15 protein-coding genes are annotated in these 22,702 nt (G+C 38.7%); 8 read left to right on the forward strand and 7 right to left on the reverse strand.

The window, feature by feature from the left end:
* Window positions 1-21: 21 nt before the first annotated feature.
* Window positions 22-1,215, forward strand: a complete 1,194-nt coding sequence (locus tag IPP32_06210; protein MBL0047675.1) for a phosphoglycerate kinase — start codon at window positions 22-24, stop codon at window positions 1,213-1,215.
* Between the two features lie 32 nt (window positions 1,216-1,247).
* Here IPP32_06210 and vanZ read toward each other — a convergent pair whose 3' ends face one another.
* The 5 genes from vanZ to IPP32_06235 all read right to left on the reverse strand — a co-directional run bounded on the left by vanZ (window position 1,248) and on the right by IPP32_06235 (window position 12,609).
* On the reverse strand, window positions 1,248-1,640 hold the full coding sequence (gene vanZ, locus IPP32_06215; protein MBL0047676.1) for a VanZ family protein: 393 nt from the start codon (window positions 1,638-1,640) through the stop codon (window positions 1,248-1,250).
* A 67-nt stretch (window positions 1,641-1,707) separates the two neighbouring features.
* Window positions 1,708-2,088 carry a glycine cleavage system protein GcvH gene (gene gcvH / locus IPP32_06220; GenBank protein MBL0047677.1) on the reverse strand — a complete coding sequence of 127 codons (381 nt, stop codon included), beginning with the start codon at window positions 2,086-2,088 and terminating at the stop codon, window positions 1,708-1,710.
* Window positions 2,089-2,331: 243 nt separating this feature from the next.
* On the reverse strand, window positions 2,332-9,717 hold the full coding sequence (gene sprA / locus IPP32_06225; GenBank protein ID MBL0047678.1) for a cell surface protein SprA: 7,386 nt from the start codon (window positions 9,715-9,717) through the stop codon (window positions 2,332-2,334).
* A gap of 26 nt (window positions 9,718-9,743) precedes the next feature.
* Window positions 9,744-10,334, reverse strand: a complete 591-nt coding sequence (gene ruvA / locus IPP32_06230) for a Holliday junction branch migration protein RuvA (GenBank protein MBL0047679.1) — start codon at window positions 10,332-10,334, stop codon at window positions 9,744-9,746.
* Window positions 10,318-12,609, reverse strand: coding sequence for an NADP-dependent malic enzyme (locus IPP32_06235; protein MBL0047680.1), 2,292 nt, complete (start codon window positions 12,607-12,609; stop codon window positions 10,318-10,320). Before IPP32_06235 ends, ruvA begins: the two co-directional genes overlap by 17 nt.
* A 227-nt stretch (window positions 12,610-12,836) precedes the next feature.
* On the opposite strand from IPP32_06235, the gene IPP32_06240 reads away from it, so the two are divergent.
* From IPP32_06240 to IPP32_06250, 3 genes are all read left to right on the forward strand, one after another.
* Window positions 12,837-13,565 (forward strand): outer membrane beta-barrel protein, encoded by a 729-nt coding sequence (locus tag IPP32_06240; GenBank protein ID MBL0047681.1) that lies wholly within the window; start codon window positions 12,837-12,839, stop codon window positions 13,563-13,565.
* A 157-nt stretch (window positions 13,566-13,722) separates the two neighbouring features.
* Window positions 13,723-14,238, forward strand: coding sequence for a hypothetical protein (locus tag IPP32_06245; protein ID MBL0047682.1), 516 nt, complete (start codon window positions 13,723-13,725; stop codon window positions 14,236-14,238).
* Between the two features lie 65 nt (window positions 14,239-14,303).
* On the forward strand, window positions 14,304-16,523 hold the full coding sequence (locus tag IPP32_06250) for a TonB-dependent receptor (protein ID MBL0047683.1): 2,220 nt from the start codon (window positions 14,304-14,306) through the stop codon (window positions 16,521-16,523).
* Window positions 16,524-16,580: 57 nt separating this feature from the next.
* Here the strand turns inward: IPP32_06250 and IPP32_06255 are convergent, their stop codons facing one another.
* Both IPP32_06255 and IPP32_06260 read right to left on the reverse strand, forming a co-directional pair.
* Window positions 16,581-17,099, reverse strand: coding sequence for a GNAT family N-acetyltransferase (locus tag IPP32_06255; GenBank protein ID MBL0047684.1), 519 nt, complete (start codon window positions 17,097-17,099; stop codon window positions 16,581-16,583).
* 12 nt (window positions 17,100-17,111) lie between these two features.
* Window positions 17,112-17,723, reverse strand: coding sequence for a fumarylacetoacetate hydrolase family protein (locus IPP32_06260; protein ID MBL0047685.1), 612 nt, complete (start codon window positions 17,721-17,723; stop codon window positions 17,112-17,114).
* A 68-nt stretch (window positions 17,724-17,791) separates the two neighbouring features.
* On the opposite strand from IPP32_06260, the gene IPP32_06265 reads away from it, so the two are divergent.
* From IPP32_06265 to IPP32_06280, 4 genes are all read left to right on the forward strand, one after another.
* On the forward strand, window positions 17,792-18,796 hold the full coding sequence (locus IPP32_06265; protein ID MBL0047686.1) for an alkane 1-monooxygenase: 1,005 nt from the start codon (window positions 17,792-17,794) through the stop codon (window positions 18,794-18,796).
* Window positions 18,797-18,927: 131 nt separating this feature from the next.
* Complete coding sequence (locus IPP32_06270) at window positions 18,928-20,394, forward strand: DUF2807 domain-containing protein (GenBank protein ID MBL0047687.1); 1,467 nt, start codon at window positions 18,928-18,930, stop codon at window positions 20,392-20,394.
* 198 nt (window positions 20,395-20,592) lie between these two features.
* Entirely contained in the window at window positions 20,593-22,134 is a 1,542-nt protein-coding gene (locus IPP32_06275) for an acyl-CoA carboxylase subunit beta (protein MBL0047688.1), read from the forward strand.
* A 6-nt stretch (window positions 22,135-22,140) separates the two neighbouring features.
* On the forward strand, window positions 22,141-22,701 hold the full coding sequence (locus IPP32_06280; protein ID MBL0047689.1) for a YceI family protein: 561 nt from the start codon (window positions 22,141-22,143) through the stop codon (window positions 22,699-22,701).
* Window position 22,702: the final 1 nt, after the last annotated feature.

Consider the following 22,702-nt stretch of genomic DNA (forward strand, 5'->3'; position numbering starts at 1 on the left):
TGTGCTGTAAAACGAATTAAAATGAAAACAGTCGACAACTATAATTTTTCTGGAAAGCGCGCTTTGGTGCGTGTGGATTTTAATGTTCCTTTGGATAAAGCAACACTTGCGGTAACGGATGATACACGCATAAGAGCTGCGATACCTACCATTAAAAAAATACTGAAAGATGGCGGAAGTGTTGTTTTAATGTCGCATTTGGGGCGGCCTAAAGAAGGTCCTGCAGATAAATATTCTTTGAAGCATACGCTCGAAACCCTTAGTAAACTGGCAGGAGCATCGGTAAAGTTTGCCGATGATTGCGTCGGTGAAAGTGCCCGCAAGCTGGCATCAGAATTAAAAAGTGGAGAAATTTTATTGCTAGAAAATTTGCGTTTTTACAAGGAAGAGGAAAAGGGAGATGAAGCATTTGCGCATAAGTTGGCAGATCTGGGAAATTTTTATGTAAACGATGCCTTTGGAACGGCACATCGCGCGCATGCCAGCACCGCAGTAATTGCCAAATTTTTTCCCGATGCCAAATGTTTTGGTTATGTAATGGCTAACGAAATTGCGAATGCGGATAAGGTGATGCTAAAAGCTGAACGTCCATTTACAGCAGTGATGGGTGGTGCCAAAGTATCGGATAAAATTTTAATCATCGAACAATTGATGAAAAAGGTCGACCACCTTATTATAGGCGGGGGAATGACCTATACGTTTATTAAAGCGATGGGGGGAAATATAGGCTCCTCTTTGTGCGAAGAAGATAAGATTGACTTAGCAAAAGAAATAATTGAACGCGCAAAAACAAGCGGTGTAAAATTGCATTTACCACCCGATTCGGTTACTGCAGATGCATTTAGTAACGATGCTAAAATTGCCACTGCTAAAAGTACAGAGATTGCTGAAGGTTGGATGGGTTTAGATATTGGGCCGGAAGCAGTGAAAGTTTACAGTGAAATTTTAAAACAATCCAAAACCATTTTGTGGAACGGACCGATGGGCGTTTTCGAGATGCCAAATTTTGAAAACGGTACAAAAAAAGTAGCAGAAGCCATTGCCGAAGCTACATCTCACGGAGCTTTTTCATTAATCGGTGGAGGCGATTCGGCTGCTGCGGTGGCCAAGTTTAATATGGTGGATAAGGTAAGTTATGTTTCTACAGGAGGTGGTGCGCTGCTCGAATATTTCGAAGGTAAATCCTTGCCGGGGATTGATGCTATTAATAGCTAATAGAAATATAGAACGCTGATTATTTAGGAGGCTTATGATTTTTTAAGACCGATTTTTTTTATCCAACCCACAGCCACCAGCGCCCCGAACGAATTGGCTATAAAATCATAAACATCAGCGCTTCGGTCTATAAAGAGTGTGGCTTGTAAAATTTCGAGTAATCCGCCATAGGTAACTGCGATGCAAAAAGCAATTAGAATGGCATGATGCCGAAAGAGCTCAACGGGCGAGGTTAGATAGGCGCGCGAAAGGAGAAACACCAAAATAAAAAACACTCCGGCATGTATCCATTTATCAAATTCGAGCAGTTCTAAAATGGAAACATGGGGTATGTCCTTACCGGGAAATCCACACAAGATTCCAATAAACAGCGCCCAAGCTAGAGGATATATGTAGCGCTTTACAAACGAGAAAAGGGAGGTCAATTGTGTATCAGCTTAACTTCAGAGAGCCGCGCAAAATGGAATAATAACATTTTACACGGCACAAAAATTAGTGCCCTATTAATTGTTTATATGCAGCAGCATCCAGCAATTCACTTGCTTCAGCGGCATTACTCAATTCAATTTTAATCATCCAACCGTCGCCATAAGGATCGGTATTTACTTTATCGGGAGCAGCTTCTAAGGCTTTGTTAAATTCCACCACTTTACCGGATACCGGCATAAATAAATCCGATACTGTTTTAACTGCTTCTACGGTTCCAAAAATTTCTTCTTTTGCAAGGGTTTCGCCTTCGGTTTCAATTTCTACGTATACGATATCGCCCAATTCACTTTGTGCAAATTCGGTAATACCAACTGTAGCAAGCGTACCTTCTAATTTAATCCATTCGTGGTCTTTTGTGTACTTTAAGTTTTCAGGAAAATTCATTGTCTTTTTTTTTGTGTAAATGTAATATGCTTGTCTGCAAATTTATTTAATTACTGCGAGAACGAAAGTATTTAAATTAATCTTTATTGGAATATTTTTTTTTAACACATAGGCACATAGCCCTGTGCCAATGGTAACTATTTTAATTTGCGATTTAAAAATTAGTCTCAATAAAAGGCACTTAGCAAACTCCTATGTGAATCCTATGTTCACTATATGCCTATGTGTTTAAATTTATGCCAATCAATTCGCAATCGTTAATCTTAAACTAATCCCAATTTGGCGGTTACTAGTAGGGAAGGAGGTGGAAACAACAGGGCGATTGATGGTTTGATCATAGAAAAATCGGATGTTCAGTTTTTCATTTATGATGTAATCTGCACTGTTCTTAATCGACCACACTTTTTGTCCACTGGTTAAAATACTTGCTCCGGTATCCACATAGCGCAAAGCAGTTTGATTGCGACGATACGAAACATCGCTGCGCAAAGCCAAATCGCTTTTAAATTTCATGTTAAATTGCTTGAGGTTAATGGCAACATTTTTAAATCGATAGCCGAGTCCAAAAATATACTCATTTCCATTCACTTCGGTTACTTGCTTGGTGCTAATGGTAAGTGTTACCAAACGGTCTTTTTTAATTTCGGCTTTGGTGAGTAAGCTGTTGTTCCAAGTCATATCCACACTAATTAAGGGACTAAATTGTTCGCTTAGTGTAATCGAATTAATTTCTTTACGCGAACGGAAGTCACCATCTATATTACGCACAGAGGTGTGCCCCAAGCCGTCCTCATCCAAAAACAAGGGATTCCAAGTATATGAACCAATATTTAAAGTGGAGCGGTAAGTATGGCCGAGTGAAAGTGTTTTGAAATATTTTTTCACCACTTCTAGTTTTGATAGACCATCGTAATTCACGCGCCAGTTTAAACGCGGAATTGCTTTAAATACTTTGTTGGTATTTTTTGCATTTGAATTGGTATAAGCTTGCACAAAAGCCGGAATCAACACATCTTGTGAGTATTGTCCGTAACCATCGGCATAGCCATCAGAATTAGTTCCATTGCTAAAAGTTCCCTGAGCTACGGATTGGGAATACTCCTTACGGCTCGCCAAAAATTCATCAAAAACCGGAGAACTGTAATTCGCTCTATTCTTTATAAAGGCCGTTCCAAAACTATTTACGGATATACTAAAGGTTCCGGTTTCAAGCGGACTTTGCTGGTAAAATCCACTTGATTGAGTGCTCACCAAACTGGAGTCATACTTCACGATAGCTGTATTGGAACGCGTAATGTTTCGGGTAGCATTTAACACAATTCTAAAGTCTTTGAAAGGCTCCACATTGGAAGTAAAATTAATTACTTCAGAATAGGTGCGTGTATAGTTGGAGTTGAGGTATTTCGATTTACTCAACCAACCTTTATCGGCTGCTTTAAGGGCATAATTCGGGTCTTGCAAACCAAATACAAATCCCACTCCCGGCGCTTCATAGGAGCCAAACTCCGATTGATCACTCAATCCGAATAAAGTAGTTTTGGGTAAATATCCGGGCAATAAGGTTCCGTTGGTTTGGGTGTATGTTCCCGATACTTTTTTCACCATCATCACCACTTTAGCAACTGCTTTTAAGAGGTCGAACGATTGGCCTTTTTCCTTTTTACTGGAATCAGCAGACGCTTGGTTTCCGGCATCTGGCGTTGCACCCTTTTCACCTTCTTTGGGCGCTTCTTTCGCCTTTTCATCGGGCTTTTCGCGCTTCACTTCTTTCTTTTTATCCTTTTTAGGCGGCGGGCTATTTATCTTTTTAAAATACGGCACCTTGTTGTAAAGCGTTACCATATTTGCATCTGCATTAATCTGAATTTGATTGGAATTGCTAATGGTATTACCAATGTTTAAGGTATCGTTCGCAAAAGGAGGTGCAATCATCCAATCGTAATTACCGGTATAAGATGCCGTAACGGTGGTCCAATTGAGCAATGGAAATTTATTAATGGGTACCTGCCAAGTTACTTTTGTAGTTTGATTGTAGTTGGTAGTAGTTCCTAATTTTTTTAAGTTATCCAAAATAGGTTTACGAATGGAATCACGTTGTGCCTGTTCCGTATCTTTGTTGTATTCTTTGTAGGCTTGTCCCGGAAGTTCATCTACCCGTGCAATATTATTTGCCAAATAATCAATACTGATTGATTTACTCAAATCATACTTTAAAGCGTACACTCTATTGAACCCAAACTTTTTGAAATAAGTAGCCGGTAATGCAGCATACGCCTGATTTACAGCCCTTAATTTTTGTTCGGTATAATCTCTTTTTAAATCGGTAGTAAATTGAAAACTGCTTGGAATTAAGTTGAAATTAAAGTCTTTTATCAATTTAAAATAATCTGATTTTAATGCATTGGATTTTGCAAAAGGTTTAATGCTTTTGGGCTGGGTGGTATACACATAGGTTAAACCACCATTGGTGCTTCTGCTAAAATTTTTCTCCGTTCGAATATCGCTTTTAAATTGATCGTTATAAGAATAGCGCAAGGAAATATTTTCGATGTCATAAGGCATTGGTTTCTTAGGTTTTCCGCCTTTTCCACCGCCTTTGCGTTCTTTTTTAATGTTGGCAAAATTCAAACTTCTGCGTTGGGTGTAATCTCGTGTAATTTCCTTAACTGAGTCACGTTTATCGCCCTTTGGATAAGTATCGAGCGATTCATTAAATTTAATATCCGGATCCAATGGATTGTATTGCGGATTGATAAATGCTTGAGAATAGCCCACATACATTGGAATGCTTAATCCTACTTTTTCAGGAATGAATTTATCGAGTTTTACTTCTGCGGAAGCATCGTATTGAAAAGTATTTTCGCGGCTGCGCTCATTTAGTTTTTGTTCAATATTTCCGAAACCTTCTGTCATCCTACTGGCTGCTACAGAAACGTTTGCAAAATCAGCAAGCTTAGCCGTAACGCGTGCATTGGCAGCCCAGCCGCCTTTTTCGTTAAAGTCGGTTAAGCGCAATTCGTTTACCCATATTTCAGCACACTTGGCCAGTCCGTCATCCCCATCATTTTGGGTTTGATGTTTGGGATTGCGGATACCAATCATAATCACTTTTACCGCACTTAAATTTGGATTTCCTTTAATGGAGATGGTTCGGTTCCCATCCGTACTAAAAAATATTTTGCTGAGAGATGGATCAAGTTGTCCCGAATTGATAAGCGAATTTCGAGATTTTTTTGCATCCTGAAGCGCTGAAAAATCAATGTTAACATCATTGGGCCCATTTAAATCACTGCTGGTTTGCCAGATGTTGTATTCATCGTTATCGCCCCAACCGGTGGGTGTCATAGGCACATCGTACTCATAATAGTTATCGTTAAAATCGGTTCCTAACCGAATAAAGAAATGCAAATCACCATAGTTTAATGCTTCAAATGAATTTCCGGCTTCTTCGTGCAAAAACAATTTCATTTTTTTGTATTGACGCACATCCAAATCCACATTTTTGTAGGCAGCTTTAGAGTTACCGTCTTCGAGGTTACACACATCCAGCACCAATGATTGCTCATTTAACTGACGGTTGTTGGTAGTGGTAACATCCGTTTCGCGTTGAATGGTAGGCGGTATTTTGTAATTAATTGGAATTCGATTACTGTTCTCTTCCACGTTAACGGAAGAAATATTGAAGAGTGCATTTCCATTATCTATCGGTTCGTATTCACCTGAGAGTTTTCCTAAATCGTATTTTCTCCAATCGCCACGTAGGAATTCTAATCGAGCAAAACGACACACTATGGGTTTATCAAAACCTTTCAAAAACATACGCACACTGCGAATATTGCGAATATCCGGCTCACCGATAACACGCTCTGGCGAACGCACCGGAACTTTAAATTGATACCATTTCACCGAACGGGAAAGTCCGTTTTTAGTGGTAACCGTAGAGGTGCGCATATCGGTAATGTAGTTTTGTCCCACATTCATGCTGCTTGGGGTAAGCTTAACGCGATATTGAAAATAATTTTCGAACTGAATTAAGTTGTTGTCACGGTTTATGTCTTCGATGTTGGGCAAGCTGGTAGAAGAAGTAGGTCCATTATCTAAAGTTGTGAGTGTAGAGTTGCCTTCCAATCCATTGTAAAATTTGTAACGCTCCAAAATAGGTGTGGAATTGGCATCTAAATTAGGACCTCTAAAATAACTGTAATCATCAGCTGAGGGGTCATTATTGGCATTTATAAAAGCACCGGAACTAGCTCCAAATAAAGTAGAAACCTTATTCAAATAATTGCTAAAGAATCCGCGTTCATCGATATCCCCTAAGCCATCCAATCCTACATCCTGAAACACACGAGCCGTAGGATTATTATCGAATGCATTCACAACCGAAGGATTGCTTGGTGAAGGAACTAAGGCTAATCTGGTACTGTCAATCAACAAAGGATTAATGATTCCATCAGCAGGCAAACCATTTTCAAAACTTTTTTGACCATCGTGCAAAATGTCTTCCGATATATCCCCTAAGTTAAAATATAAATCACCTGTGCTATTTGGAGTGGTATTGTCGTCGTTAAAAGGATCCATCATCCAAAATTGGATGAACTCGATGTTAGAACTTTCAAAATCATTGTTATCAATTTTACGCATCATCCCCGCCCAGCGCGATTCAGGCGATTTTAGACTGCCATCTGCATTTAAACCGGCCGAAACTGTAGTGTTTGACGCATCGTAATTATAGGGCCCGCGTTCCGTTGGATAATAGGCCAAATCGAGTAAAGGTAGGTTTACAATTTGGTTATTAATAGGTTGCTTATTCGGAAAAATCTCAGTTTCTAACACTTCGCGCACCCGATGGTCAGAGCGTTCTCCAGGATTGTTTTTAATGTGTGCGGGAGTAAACTGACTGTCGCGGAAAAACAAGGGATCAATTACATAAAAGCTCAGCTTGGCGCGATTAATACCATTGAGTGAAGAATCTACCGTTTCGCCTTCCGGAAAAGCACCTGTCTCGGTTTGCCCTTGAGGGGTGCTGGCGATGCTCCATGCCGAAACACTCTTAAAATCCAGCGCCGACTGACTTCCTTCAAAATCATCCACATAAGAGGTTCCGGTTTTACCAATGGCTTTGGAATGTCCGGGCACTATTTGAGCATATTCTCCGGCAATGGCAATGCTTGATTTTTCTTTGGTATTGATGAGCGGGATACGATCCACCATACGGGTTAAAAAAGGAACTTCGGTACGATAGGTTCCATCAAACCCAAAAATGGTATTGGAGATAGGTTCATCGCCCACGTTAATTTTTTGCGTAATAGGACGTTCCTTTAAATGCAATAAGGTTCCACCCAAAACAAAATCTTTATTCACTTTATATTCGAGGTGGGTACCAAAAAGGGATTTGGTTTGAATACTAAACAACTGATTGGTTTCGAAGGATGCTTTAATAGGCGTTTGCGAAACAAGTAAGGCATCGTTTATTACTTTTACTTTACCACTCACATAATCCACGGTATAATCCACATTTTCGGTCAAAGGCACACCGTTGGCAGTAACAGTAACCGAACCTTGAGGAATGTTAACCGAGTTCAACGAAATTTCGGAGCCGGAGGTAGATTTGTAAGAGCCTTTTAATTTAAATCGATTTTTGGTTGGGATTTGCTGTGCTTGGGTTTTCGTGCTATCGTACAATTCTTGAAACACATATTTATCGGCAATGCCTTGTTGGTCGAAAGTAAATTGCTTGCGCAGGTATTTCCCAAATGGTTCAATAACCGGAAAATAAATTCTTCCGTTTTTAGCACTAATGGTGATGTCGGGCACAAAGTCAAAAATACCGTCAGGATTCAGGAAACTTTGATTGTCAATTTTATCCAAACCTACTACCTGCAACAAAATTTTTCCGTTCACAGCGCCTTCCGGAATAAAATTTAAATCCACACCACGTTCTAAATTGGAGTGGGTGATATCGAGTTTGAAATCGGTTTGGGAAATGCCATAGCCTCCAATGCTGTAAACGTTTTTCATCATCAAATCCCAAATAGGCAGCTTCACACGAACGTTAGAAGCTTTCAACATTTTAAGAAAAAGTGTAGAAGGGCGGGATACTTCATTCGAAAATTCACCCACGGTATATGTCTTTGTTCCAATGGTGTATTGATACGAAACCCCAAGCACTTCGCCGTTTGTAAGCGGTTGATTCAAGGAAATGTATCCCAATCTTGGGTTGAAGGTATAATCGTTTGGCGATAATTTACGTGCATTGTTTATCTTCTCATAATCTTGAACCGGAGCATATTTTGTTACACCATTATTAAAGGGTGCCAAAGCATTTAAAGCAGTAGCAATTGAACGTAACTGACTTAATGCTGTAACTTTTTCATACAAGTTATTTGATCCTCTATTGTCGGGATAATCGCCCGAAGCGTTAGCGGGATTGGGACCTTGTATAAAGCTTTGTGCATACCAGGTTTTGTTATCACCAACCGCTCTATTGGATTCACCTAAATCTGCGAAAGCAACAATATCGCGGGCCTGGTCGTAATTTCCGGTGGTATTGGTAACCCAAACTTCAATTTGGGTGATGTTGATGTTAGAATTAATTAAGGGAAGCGAAGCCAACGCAATATCATACTGATCGCGGAAATATTGCGAAAGGAAAAAGTGTTTGTTCGCTTCGTAGTTATCGCCATTAATTTCGAAAGGTGTAGTTTGTGCCCCGCCTTTGCTGGTGATTTCTTTCTTTTGTCCTTTTTGTTGGGAGAAAATTGCAGTGGCGGTAAGTTTTCCAAATTGCAATTGGGTTTTAACTCCGAATAAACTCTGACTTCCGGTAATTAAAGTTCCGGTTAAGGGAAGGCTTACGTTACCCGCTTCAATTTTTTTAATGATTTCGTCTTCGTAACCGGTATATTCCAATTTTACCTGGTTCTCAAAATCGAAAGTAGCCTCAGTATTGTAATTGGTGGTGATTTTCATTTTATCCCCAATTTTACCTAACAAATTCAGTTGAATTTTTTGACTAAAGTCGAAGTAAGAATTCTTTTGATTATCGACCGAAATATTCGGATTTTTATTCTTGTTGGTATTCCATCCAAAAATTAATTCAGCGGAGCCTTGAGGTCGGATATCCACTGCATCACCACCAAAAATGCGGTTAAAAATTTCACCTTTTGCTTTAAAATGTAATTTAGGAGTAGGTTTATTCAAATCTTCCACCTTGTTCTTACTGTCGGCGGTACTTCTCGCTTTCCAATTTTTACGCAAGGTTTTCTCCATGTCGTAATCCATGTATTCCTCCAGCGTCATGGTGGATGGGTAACGGTAATCTTGCTTTCCAATGGTTTGATGAAACTCATACTCATTGGTGCGTGGATTAAATTTCACCGAATCAGAAACGTTGGAAGGATTATTTAAATGTAATCCGCCAACTCCATCTTTATCCGTTGGGTCAAAACTTTGATCGGTAAAGGGAAAGGGTAAGGGCTCTGTTGTATCAGATAATGAAATAGCAGTATCCGCAGCAGCAGTAAATTTAGATCTAGCGGGACTTACCAATGCTTTGGTACCCCAGGCAGCCATCATAATTCCACAAATTGCGAGCGCGGAAGATATACTTGGTAGTTTCTTAGTCAAGATTCAAAAAAAATTGAGGCGTGAATTTACAAAAACTTTAATGCCTGTTTAATAGTTTGTTCTACGGTCATTTGCTCAGGGTTTGCTTTTATCGCTTTGTCGATTGCTTTTTCAGCAGTATGACGCACAAATCCAAGCATTACCAGAGCGGCTAACGCCTCATCTTTGATATTATTGTGTGGGACAAAAGAAATGGATGACTGCATTTCCTCTTTCATCACTTTGTCTTTTAAGTCGAGCACTATGCGCTGGGCAGTTTTTTCGCCAATTCCTTTTACACTGCGCAACGCGGTTATATTTCCGTTAATAATTACCTGTTGCAATTCTGCTGGGCCAAACGAGCTTAAAAGCAATCGACCTGCTCCGGCGCCCACTCCCGATACGGAAATGAGTAGTCGAAACATCGTGCGTTCACTTTCTTCGGCAAAGCCATACATGGTTTGGGTTCCGTCCATCATGTTCACAGTGGTGTGTGCAAAGAGTTTGCAACGTTCTTGAGTCCCAATTTGTGAAAAGGTGGTTAACGAAATATTTAACATATAGCCTACACCGCCACAATCAATAATGGCGTAGGTAGGTGTTTTTTCAATCAATTTTCCATCAATGTGCGTAATCATAACTTGCTTGTTTTTTAGATTGAGCGTCCACCACCGAAATGGCAATCATATTAATAATTTCGCGCACACTGCTACCGATTTGCAAAATGTGCATGGATTTATTTAAACCTAATAATACCGGCCCTATGGCCTCCGAACCTCCCATTTCCTGCATGAGTTTATAGGCAATATTGCCGGAAGATAAATTCGGAAAAATCAATGTATTTGCAGAGGTTTTGCCTAATTCAGAAAATGGAAATTGCTCCCCAATTAATTCCGTATTTAAAGCAAAGTTGGCCTGCATCTCTCCATCTACCACCAAATCGGGATAATTTTCATGTAAAATAGAAACTGCTTTTCTCATTTTTTTAGATTCTTCGCCATCGCTTGAGCCAAAGTTGGAATAGGAGAGCATGGCAACACGAGGAACGATCCCGAATTTTTTCACGGCATTGGCTGTAAGTAATGTAATGTCGACTAATTCTTCAGCCGTAGGATTGATATTGATGGTAGTATCGGCAAAAAAGAAAGGACCTTTTTTATTTACGATGATGTACATTCCAGCCACGCGGTTGATGCCGGGAAGCGTTCCAATAATTTGTAATCCAGGTCGAATGGTATCGGGATATTTTCGGGTAAGCCCTGATATCAATGCATCAACTTCTCCGGTTTGCAGCATCATGGCGCCAAAATGATTTCGTTCGCGCATCACTTTGCGGGCTTCAAAAAGTGTAAATCCTTTTCGTTGGCGGTTTTCAAAAAATAAATCCCCAAAATATTTTCGGCGTGCATCTTCCTGTGGACTTCTTGGGTCAATAATCTCTTCATTTTCGAGATCCAAGTTATTTTCGAGTATGAGTGCTTTAATTTTTTCTCTATCGCCCAAGAATACGGGTGTGCAAACCCCTTCGTCTCTGGCTTGTTGGGCTGCTTTTAAAATTTTGTAATGATCAGCTTCTGCAAACAAAACACGCTGCGGGTCTTGCTTGGCGCGAAGGGTAATGTTTTTCATTAATTTATGGTCAAGGCCCATTCGGTGAATCAACGACTGACTATATGCTTCCCAATCGCTAATCGGATTTTTAGCCACACCACTTTGAATGGCTGCTTTTGCAACAGCAGGAGCAACGGTATAAATTAGGCGAGAATCAACCGGTTTAGGAATGATATATGTTTTACCAAATGTGATGTTGCGTGCGTTGTAAGCCAAGTTAACCGCTTCCGGCACCGGTTCTTTAGCAAGGGCTGCTAAAGCATAAATGGCTGCCAATTTCATTTCTTCGTTGATGCAGGTTGCACGCACATCCAAAGCTCCTCTAAAAATAAAAGGGAAACCAAGTACATTGTTCACCTGATTAGGATGATCGCTTCGTCCGGTAGCAATAATAATATCCTCACGTGCAGCAATTGCATCTTCGTAGGAGATTTCGGGATTGGGATTGGCCAGAGCAAACACAATAGGATCGGCGGCCATACTGCGAATCATATCTTGATTTACCACATTCCCTTTGCTCAAACCAACAAAAACATCTGCCCCTTTTATAGCTTCTGCAAGGGTTTTAAGCATTGTATCTCTAGCAAATTGCTTTTTATTCTCATCGAGGTCGTTACGGTCTAAACTCAATACACCCGTGCTATCGAGCATGGTTAGGTTTTCGCGTTTGGCACCTAAAGCCAGGTATATTTTAGAACATGAAATAGCAGAAGCACCGGCGCCATTCACTACAATTTGTACTTCACCAATTTTCTTCCCTGCAATTTCCAAAGCGTTGATGAGCGCTGCTCCAGAAATTATTGCTGTCCCATGCTGATCGTCATGCATGAGTGGTATAGTGAGTTCCGCTTTCAATCGTCTCTCAATTTCAAAACATTCAGGCGATTTAATGTCTTCCAAATTAATTCCACCGAAAGTGGGAGCAATGGCTTTTACGGTTTGAACAAATACATCAATGTCGGTAGCATCAATTTCAATATCAAATACATCAATGTCCGCAAATATTTTAAAGAGCAATCCCTTACCCTCCATTACGGGTTTAGATGCTTCGGCACCAATGTTTCCTAGCCCAAGCACAGCGGTTCCATTTGAAATTACAGCAACCAAGTTTCCTTTGGCGGTATATTTATAAACGTCTTCAGGGTTTTTTGCTATTTCTAAACAGGGTTCGGCAACTCCCGGCGAGTAGGCCAAAGAAAGGTCGCGCTGTGAATGATATGGTTTGGTGGGTATAACTTCTATTTTTCCCGGACGTCCTTGTGCGTGATAGTCAAGCGCATCCTGTTTTTTTATTGTAGCCATCTTTTTTTATTTCGACCTGCGAAGATAGCATTTTTAGGTATTGAATTCCTAGCTCCAAATTCGCATTTAGCAAAGGTTTTTTATTTGGTATGAGAATCAATCAAATCGATCGAATTCCAATTCAGTTTTTGAAAATTCCCATTCAGAATGTTTCGCCGAACCCAATTTGTTTTGTGTAGTTAAACTACCCAAAATGAGACAAATTATTAATCTAAAAATTTGAAACCATGAGAACAATCGTCCTTGAACTCCACACCAAAATTTTCCACTTTAGAAAGGGAATAATTTTACTACTCATTTTTTTATGCATATCGGCTGTTTTTGCAAAAAAAACAGTATGGAATTATGGTCTTGAAGCGAATGTAAATTTTGCGAATCAAATTGCATACAATCCAAGGAACATTGTAAACGAAAGCTACAACTGGGATTATTTAAAATGCTGGGGTGTGAATTCATACCTTGAATTTCAAAAAGGCAAACGCGTATTTTTAGTTGGTAAATTGGGATATCAGCAAAAGGGATTTCTACAACCGGATGGAACCGTATTGAATTACAAAAGCGGAAATAAGATTGATAGCCCTGTAACAAGTTTTGCAGCGTCTAAAAATAAATTTCATTATATCACTACTGATGCTTTGGTGAAGTACAATTTGGGTAAAAAGCTAGTTGTTCCTTATGCAGCGGTTGGACTTCGAATTAATTATTTAATGACTAAACGAATGGGAAGTTCTGATCTTTTTCATACCAAAGGAAATCAATTTTATGACTATAAAAATTTTAATCGACTTGCACTCGGATTGATTGCCGGAGCCGGTTTAACAATAGATAATAAAATTTCGATTGCTGTCTTAACTGATTATGATTTAACCAAAAGTGTGAATACAACTAGTTTAATAGTTAAAAACTGGGTACATACTATAAGTTTAAGTTTTAACCTAAATGAACTTTTAAAATAAATTAATTCTTTGTCCAAAAGTGGCAAGCGTATAACCCAAACGCCCTCCGTCACGTTAATTTTCCTGTTCTAATTTCTTTAACAAAGAATTATGCAAAAACCGTCGCAAGTCGGTTTTTGTTTTTTTGCGAATTTAATTGATATTTTTACTACCCAAAATGAAAAGGATTTTAGTTTTTGTTTTTTTAAGTCTATTGCTGCTTCAATCCGGTGGAATGATTTGGTGGCTTAAGCTGCGCCAATTTCACGTGCAGTATGAAGTTGCTGAACAACTGCATAAAACAGAACTACCTGCTGAAGTACTTCATCTAAGTTATTCAGAGTATGCTGATGCTGTTTTAGAAAACGGAAAGGAAATCCGCTGGAAAGGAAAACTATATGATGTTATTTCAAAAACAACCGAAAACAGTCAATTAAGATTGCTGGTGTATAATGATACTAAAGAAGAACAAGTACTTTATTTGTTGGCAAAATTTATCAAAAACTGCAATCGTAAACAAAAGGAAGCACCATCAATGGCTTCGCAATTGTTAGCCTTAATTTACTTGCAACCCAGTTCTTTCGAGCATTCTACTGTTCACCCAACAACTGAAACAGTGAATAGCCTGTATTGTTTTGTAAGCAAAACTTTTCGAAAAGAAATAAGCGCTCCTCCTCCCAAAATGTTTTCATAAATTTTTACGAGTACATGGATAGACTGCAAATGTGGTCTACTTAGTTATTATTCTAAATCTCTTATATGAAAACAAAAAACAATTTCAAGCTACTAGTGCTATGCTTAATTTGTAGCAAGCTAGTAAAATCTCAAACTATAGAAAACAATGCAGATACTTCTTATTTGTTGAATGAAGTAACTATATCTGCAAACAAAGTAGAACAAAAAAGAAAAAATGTTGCGCAGCAAATAGAAGTGTTAGGCGCTAAGCAAATTGCCAGTTCACAATCCCAAACAACAGCCGATTTAATGGCGAATACCGGTTTGCTTTCTGTTCAAAAAAGTCAACAAGGTGGCGGAAGCCCTGTTATTAGAGGTTTTGAAGCCAATCGCATTGTGATGATGGTAGACGGGGTACGCATGAATAATATTATTTACAGAGGTGGTCATTTACAAAATATCATTACCCTAGATAATGCTATTTTAGACCGAGCTGAAATTCTTTTTGGTCCGGCTTCTACGATATATGGAAGCGATGCATTGGGAGGCGCCATTTGTTTTTACACGCGAAAACCCCAATTGGCCGCAGTGGATGAAAAAACAAAAATTGGAGTGAATGCCTTTTATCGCTATGGCGATGTAAACAACGAAAGTGCTGGACATGTTGATTTTAATATTGGAGGTAAAAAAATTGCTTCCCTCACCTCTTTTACTTTTTCGCAGTTTGGAGATTTGAGAGGTGGTACTAACCAAAACCCTTTTTATAAAGGAACCTACGGAGAACGGCCTTATTTTGTGGAACGTTTTAATGGAAAGGATTCATTGGTAAAAAATGCCGACCGATACATGCAAAAGCAAAGTGCATACACACAGTACGACTTTTTGGAAAAAATATTGTTTCAACAAAATGAACACCTATCGCATCAATTAAACGTGCAATATTCAAGTTCATCAGATATTCCGCGCTATGATCGACTCACAGATCCTGCAGGTACAGGGCTTCGATTTGCGGAATGGTATTATGGACCTCAGCAAAGACTCCTTACTGCTTATGATCTCACACATAAAAACGATGTTTCCTTTTTTCAATTGATGCATCTTAATTTGAATTATCAAAATATTGAAGAGAGCCGAGTAACGCGTCGATTCAATAATAAATATTTGGATAGTCGCATTGAAAATGTTTCGGTAATGGGTGCCAATTTTGATGCGCAAAGAACCTCAGGTAAACATGAAGTGCGCATTGGTGTTGACTTCCAGTACAATGATTTAAAATCGACGGCAAATAGAAAAGACATTGTTGCGGATACTACAAGTAAATTGGATACGCGTTATCCGGATGGTACAAATAATATGATGAACATGGGAGTTTATATTTCACACACGTGGCAGTTAACCGATAAATTGGTGCTGAATGATGCCATTCGAGCTGGTTTTGTGTCGCTTAAATCAACTTTTAAAGACACAACTTTTTTCCCCTTGCCGTTTAAAGATGCCAATCAAACAAATCCGGTTTACTCGGGTAGCATTGGTTTAATTAATACTCCAAGCGATGATTTAAGATTTTCGCTACTGCTCTCAACCGGCTATCGTGCTCCCAATGTGGATGATTTGGCAAAAGTATTTGAATCTACAGCGGGCAATGTAATTGTTCCAAACAATGATTTAAAACCGGAAAAAACTGTAAGTACTGAACTTGGAATAACTAAGTATTATGGTACATCTACCACTTGGCAAAACACTGTTTATTACACTCAATTTATGGATGCAATTGTAACGGATGATTTTACATACAATGGAAAGGATTCTGTAAATTACAATGGGAATTTAAGCAGAGTGTTAGCAAACCAAAATAAGCGCAAGGCATATATTTATGGCTTTAGCAGTATTTTGCGCAAACAATGTACCGAGCATTTTAGTACCGATGCTTCGTTAAATTACACTTACGGAAGAATAAAAACCGACAGCAGTGATGCGCCACTTGATCACATTCCACCGCTGATGGCACGTGTAGGGCTTAATTATGAAAACAATAAATTCACTTCCACCTTTTTTGTAAATTACAATGGATGGAAAAGAATTAAGGACTATTATTTGAATGGTGAGGACAATGAGCAATATGCAACTGCTGATGGCATGCCGGCTTGGTTTACGGCCAATTTTAGGGTTTCCTATAAAGTTTGGAAATACATCACCGTACAGGCAGGGGTGGATAATATTTTTGATACCCAATACCGCACTTTTTCGAGCGGAATTAACGCTCCCGGAAGAAATGTATTTGGAGCCTTGCGTTTTAATTATTAATGAAAACAAAACTAATTCCCATTTTTAGTAAGTGAAATGGGAATTAGTTTTACCTACTTACATCAATTCCTTCTTCATCCACAAGTCTGTTTGGGGCGTGGATTCTATTGGAAAGGGATGTTCACCAAAGATTTCAAAACCATAGTTTTTGTAAAATTTTTGTGCGCGGTAATTGTGTTCCCATACTCCCAAATAAATTACTTCAGCTTTTTTTTCGGCTGCTGTATCTAAGCATTTTTTCATCAAACGATTTCCCAATCCTTTCCCGATAAACTCCTTTAAAACATACAAGCGTTCCAGCTCTATGGCTTGGCGCTGCTGCATCTCAGGAATGAGCTGCCAGGCCAATTTAGCATAACCACAAATTTTATCTTCGAGCAAAATCAGATAGATAATACAATCGGTCGAACTAATTTCATGATGAATATGTGTCAGTGGAAATGTTTTTGTTAAATAAATTTCCATATCACTTTCAGTGCATGTACCGTTAAAGGTATCGAAAAAGGAGCGCATGCACACTTCGCGCAATTCGGATGCATGATGGGGTTCAGCAATAACAATCTTAAAATCAATCATGTTAAATTGATTTTATTTTACCTCAAAACTGAGTAATTTCTTCTCTCCAATATAGGCATCCAGTTTATCGCCAATCTTTACTGCACCTACACCGGATGGGGTTCCTGTAAAAATCAGGTCTCCGGTTTTTAATGTAATGTATTGTGATACATAGGCAATAATTTTATCAAAACTAAAAAGCATCTCTGCCGAATTCCCTTTTTGACGAAGCTCTCCGTTGATGTTTAAATGGAAATCAATGTCAGCGATGTTTTTAAAACTGGATTTTAATTCAAATTCACCCAAGGGCGCAGAGTTATCGAATGCTTTTGCTTTTTCCCAAGGCAAGCCTTTTTCTTTGCATTTTTGTTGTAAGTCACGCGCAGTAAAATCAATGCCTATACCAATTTTATCATAATAAGAAGGGGCAAATTTTTCAGCAATATTCTTTCCGTTTTTTTGTATTTGAATAACCAATTCAACTTCATGGTGTATATCATTACTAAAGTCGGGTAAGTAAAATGCTTGACCGTTTTTTAGCAATGCCGTATCCGGTTTCATAAAGAAAACCGGCTCAGTGGGAACATCATTTTTAAGTTCCTTGGCATGCTCACTGTAATTTCTGCCTATGCAAATAATTTTCATTTCTTTTTTTTGTCAAAAATAGAAAGAATTGAATGAATCCACTTTTGTAATTTAGCCGATATTTTACAATGAAAAATTTCAGGTATTTTCTTTCCTTACTTCCCGGCATGCTGGCCATTGTCGGCAATTTGCTTGGTGGCTATTATGTTTGGATGAATATTATTTATGTCATGTTTGGCTTGGTGGTATTGGATTGGCTTACGAAAGAAAATAAGGAGACTCCCCAAGGTAAAGAGGGTGATTTTGTTCCGGATTTTATTTTGGTCTTATCTTTTTTAGTACATAGTATATCGGTATTCACTTTATTATATGGTGTGTATTCAGGAATCATTAGCGGCGGTTTTATTGCAGTTGCTGTTTTATCTACCGCCATTAATTCAGGTATCTCAGGCATTATATCCGCACACGAAATGATTCATCGAAAGCAAGCAATTTGGAGGATTATAGGTATTTGGAATTTGGTGTGGGTAAATTATGGACATTTTTTTATTGAACATATTAAGGGGCATCACAAATGGGTGGGAACTATTAAGGATCCGGCAACAGCTTTGAGAGGTGAATCCATTTATGCATTTGTGTGGCGCACCATTCCCGGACAATTTAAAAGTGCCTATAAAATAGAATGTGAACGCTTGCAAAAGGAAGGGAAAAATAAAAGGGGCTGGGGTAATTTTGTAGTGCGCATAACAGTTTTACAACTGCTGCTGTGTGCAAGCATCGGACTTTTATTTGGGCTAAAGATCCTGATGGTGTATTTATTCCAAAGTTTAATTGCTGTACTGCTGCTCGAATATGTGAACTATATCGAACATTATGGATTGGTTAGAAATGAAAACGAAAAATACAAAGCCACACACGCCTGGCAATCCGATATTGTAATCAGTCGTTTTTCTTTATTTGAATTATCCCGCCACAGCGATCATCATCTAAAAGCATCAAAACCGTATCAAACACTAGCCACACACGCCTCAAGTCCGGTGCTGCCTTCGGGTTATTTTGGAGTTTTTTATATAGTATTAATCCCCTCCCTGTGGTATAAAAGAGTGCATCCTTTGCTGGATGAGATGCATTAAGGTTTTAATTTTCTCCCGCGATTATTGCAAATTTTTCTGCACCTTCTTCCAAGTTTTATTTTTTTTTGAATGCGGTGTAACTTTTAAAAGTGATGCGGCGTCCTATGATAAAACAAGCAAAAAGTTTAAACATGAAACAATCAAAATTTTTACAATACGGAAAAATCGCAGGTGCTCTTGGATTATTATTTCTAGCGCATACTATAACTAAGGCACAAGATCGCAACTTTGGTGAATTTACTTCAGTGCGCGTGGGTGGAGCTGCCAACGTACAAATTAGTCAAGGTGAATCCTGCAATGTTAGTATAGAAGGCAAGGATTCAGACACCTCAAAAATCAAACTCAGTTTAGAAAATGGAGTATTAGTTATTGCAACCAAAGGAAATTTGAAAGATGGCGATAAGTTAAAAGTTAAAGTACGGGTTAAGGATTTAAAAAGCCTTGAAATGAGCGGTGCAAGCGATGTTAGAATGGAAGAAGAAATGAATCTCGATAAGCTCGAAGTACAAGCATCCGGCGCAGGTAATGCCCATTTAAAAATGAAAGCAAATAGCATAGATGCTGAAGTAAGTGGAGCGGGTAATGTGAACTTAAGCGGTAGCGCCAATTCCATGACTTCTCGCATTTCGGGTGCCGGAGAATTAAAAGCATATAATTTGAATTGTGATTCGGTTAAGCTTGTTGTTTCGGGTTCCGGAAATGCTAAGATTAATGCAGTAAAGTCAATCGATGTGCAGGTTTCGGGGGCAGGAAATGTTATTTATAAAGGTGAACCCGCCAACCGGAATGTAGATATCAGTGGTGCAGGTTCGGTAAGACAAGCCAAAGGTGAAAACGAAGTGGAAATCAACGAAAGTTTAAGAATTAATCATAGTGATGGCGATACCACCCGTCTGAAATTGGGAGACACAAGAATTATGATTTTTGAAGACGATAATAAAAAGGACACCACAAAGAAAGCCGATAAGGTAAAAAGTATTTGGACCGGTTTTGAAGTGGGAGTGAATGGATATTTGACTCCAGGTGGCTCATCCGATTTCCCCAAAAAGTATAATTTCTTAGAATTAAATTACAAGAAATCAATCTGCATTAATGTAAATTTTTGGGAGCAAAATTTTAAGCTGTATAAAAATTATATCGCTTTAACTACCGGTGCCGGCTTAGAGTTTAATCGTTACTTTTTCGATAACAACAGCACCTTGCAACCCTTAAATGATACTGTATCCGGTTATGTAAGTGGTATCGATTTTCGTAAAAATTGCCTCAAAGCAAGTTATGTTACAGTACCTTTATTACTGGAGTTCAATACCAATGCAAAGGAAAAAAAATCGTTTCACATAGCGGCCGGCTTAGTTGGTGGATATAATTTAGCTACCAAAGTAAAACAGGTGTATGAGTTAAATAATAAAACATATAAAAATAAAGTGAAAGACGATTACAATATGAATCCATTTAAACTGGCAGCCACTGTTCGTGCGGGCTATGGACGATTTAATGTATTTGCAACCTATGGTTTAACGCCTTTCTTTCAGAAAAAAGCTGCTGCACCCGATTTAACAGCATTTACAGTGGGAGTTACCCTGGTGCACTTCGATTAGTTTGTTGGTTTAGTTTTAGTAAAAAAATGCCTCATTTAGCACTGCTGAATGGGGCATTTTGATTTTGGGAATAATTGTCAGACCCCAATTTCACCGGAAAAAGGTGCATTATTTCCAATTCAGCATAAAATATTTCAAAATGACTAAAATGGGTTTAACTTTGTTTTTTAACAGTTCCACTAGAAGTACAATTATAGTATGCAAAACAAACTGGATAATTTAAGTAACATGATTGCCGAAGCTCAATTGGGTGGAGGGCAAAAAAGAATTGATTCGCAGCATAAAAAGGGAAAATTAACCGCGCGCGAACGCTTACATTTTTTATTGGATGAGGGATCTTTCGAAGAAATTGGAATGTTTGTAACCCACCGCTCAAGTGAGTTTGGTTTGGAGCGTGAAAAATACCTGGGTGATGGAGTAATAACCGGTTTTGGTACTGTGAATGGCAGATTGATTTATGTTTTTTCACAAGACTTCACTGTGTTTGGGGGCTCACTTTCGGAAACACATGCTGAAAAAATTTGTAGAATTATGGATTTGGCCGTGCAAAATGGCGCACCCTTAATTGGCTTAAACGATAGTGGTGGAGCACGTATTCAAGAGGGTGTAGTTTCGCTGGGCGGATATGCCGATATTTTTTACCGCAATGTGAGAGCGTCTGGAGTAATTCCACAACTCTCGGCTATCATGGGTCCTTGTGCAGGGGGTGCAGTGTATTCTCCTGCCATTACCGATTTTATAATGATGGTTGAGAATACTTCCTACATGTTTGTGACAGGTCCCAATGTGGTAAAAACAGTAACACACGAAGAGGTTACCTCGGAGGAGTTGGGTGGGGCCTCTACACACTCCAGCAAATCGGGAGTAACACATTTTTCTTGTGCAAACGAAATTGAGTGTATTCAAAATATAAAAGCATTGCTCGGCTACATGCCTCAAAATTGCGAAGACGATGCGCCTTCATTGGAGTACGAAAAAGGAAATGAAAAGCGTCCCGAATTAAACACTATTATTCCTGCTAATCCTAACCAACCTTACGATATTAGAGAAGTAATAAGCGGAGTAATTGATGCAGCTAGTTTTTTAGAAGTGCATAAAAACTTTGCCGAAAATATTGTAGTAGGATTTGCGCGTCTCGCAGGTAAAAGCCTTGGTATTGTGGCCAACCAACCGGCATTTTTAGCAGGTGTGTTGGATATAAACAGCTCTACAAAAGCAGCACGATTTGTACGTTTTTGTGATGCATTTAATATTCCCTTATTAGTATTTGAAGATGTTCCCGGTTTTTTACCAGGTACCGATCAGGAATGGAATGGGATTATCACCAATGGTGCAAAATTGTTGTATGCATTTAGTGAAGCCACTGTTCCACGTATTACCGTAATAACCAGAAAGGCCTATGGTGGAGCCTATGATGTTATGAACAGCAAGCACATTGGTGCAGATATGAATTATGCCTGGCCAAGTGCCGAAATAGCGGTAATGGGAGCAAAAGGAGCTGCCGAAATTATTTTTAAAGCTGAAATTGCAGCAGCAGCAGATCCGGCTGAAAAGCTAAAAGAAAAAGAAGCGGAATACATCAATCATTTTGCAAACCCATATCGTGCCGCCGAAAGGGGATATGTGGATGAAGTAATAAAACCGGAGGACACCCGAGAAAAATTAATTAAAGCATTTAAAATGTTAGAAAACAAAGTGGATAAACTTCCTCGAAAAAAGCATGGAAATATTCCACTCTAATTTGGAATGAATTATAAATACATATTAGCTTTTGTTACACTCCTTATCGGAATAGAAGTTAGCTCTTTCTCACAAATTGAACTCTCCTTTCATACAGCAACGGGCAAGGTTCTTTTTGAATCTGAAAGTACTCTCGAGACAATACAGGCAAGTTCAGACGAGCTAAAGGGAATTCTAAACCCTAACAATTCAAATTTTGCTTTTGTTGTGCGAATTGTTTCATTTAAGGGATTCAATTCAACCTTACAAAAGGATCACTTTAATGAAAATTACCTCGAAAGTGAGCACTTTCCAAATGCTACTTTTCAAGGAAAATTGATTGATGATTTTGATTTTAGTAAGGATGGTACCGCAACCGTTCGTGCTAAAGGAATTTTAAAAATTCATGGTGAGGAACAAGAGCGGATCATTAAAGTTACACTCCAAAAAAAGGGCAATAGTATTAGTGTTCAAAGTACTTTTTCGATTTTGTTGAGCGATTACGAAATAAGAATTCCACGTATTGTACACGGGAAAATATCACCCGAAATTGTTATTCATGTTAACTTGGATTTAGTAAAAAAGTAAA

Source organism: Bacteroidota bacterium, assembly GCA_016721765.1.
Lineage (GTDB): Bacteria > Bacteroidota > Bacteroidia > UBA4408 > UBA4408 > UBA4408.

What these genes read in the sequence shown, in the direction of transcription:
- IPP32_06240 (MBL0047681.1), top strand. Translation starts at nt 12,837, where the DNA reads ATGAGAACAATCGTCCTTGAACTCCACACCAAAATTTTCCACTTTAGA.
- IPP32_06275 (MBL0047688.1), top strand. Translation starts at nt 20,593, where the DNA reads ATGCAAAACAAACTGGATAATTTAAGTAACATGATTGCCGAAGCTCAA.
- ruvA (MBL0047679.1), bottom strand. Translation starts at nt 10,334, where the DNA reads ATGATTACGCACATTGATGGAAAATTGATTGAAAAAACACCTACCTAC.
- IPP32_06245 (MBL0047682.1), top strand. Translation starts at nt 13,723, where the DNA reads ATGAAAAGGATTTTAGTTTTTGTTTTTTTAAGTCTATTGCTGCTTCAA.
- IPP32_06260 (MBL0047685.1), bottom strand. Translation starts at nt 17,723, where the DNA reads ATGAAAATTATTTGCATAGGCAGAAATTACAGTGAGCATGCCAAGGAA.
- IPP32_06235 (MBL0047680.1), bottom strand. Translation starts at nt 12,609, where the DNA reads ATGGCTACAATAAAAAAACAGGATGCGCTTGACTATCACGCACAAGGA.
- IPP32_06210 (MBL0047675.1), top strand. Translation starts at nt 22, where the DNA reads ATGAAAACAGTCGACAACTATAATTTTTCTGGAAAGCGCGCTTTGGTG.
- IPP32_06270 (MBL0047687.1), top strand. Translation starts at nt 18,928, where the DNA reads ATGAAACAATCAAAATTTTTACAATACGGAAAAATCGCAGGTGCTCTT.
- IPP32_06265 (MBL0047686.1), top strand. Translation starts at nt 17,792, where the DNA reads ATGAAAAATTTCAGGTATTTTCTTTCCTTACTTCCCGGCATGCTGGCC.
- IPP32_06280 (MBL0047689.1), top strand. Translation starts at nt 22,141, where the DNA reads ATGAATTATAAATACATATTAGCTTTTGTTACACTCCTTATCGGAATA.
- IPP32_06250 (MBL0047683.1), top strand. Translation starts at nt 14,304, where the DNA reads ATGAAAACAAAAAACAATTTCAAGCTACTAGTGCTATGCTTAATTTGT.
- gcvH (MBL0047677.1), bottom strand. Translation starts at nt 2,088, where the DNA reads ATGAATTTTCCTGAAAACTTAAAGTACACAAAAGACCACGAATGGATT.
- IPP32_06255 (MBL0047684.1), bottom strand. Translation starts at nt 17,099, where the DNA reads ATGATTGATTTTAAGATTGTTATTGCTGAACCCCATCATGCATCCGAA.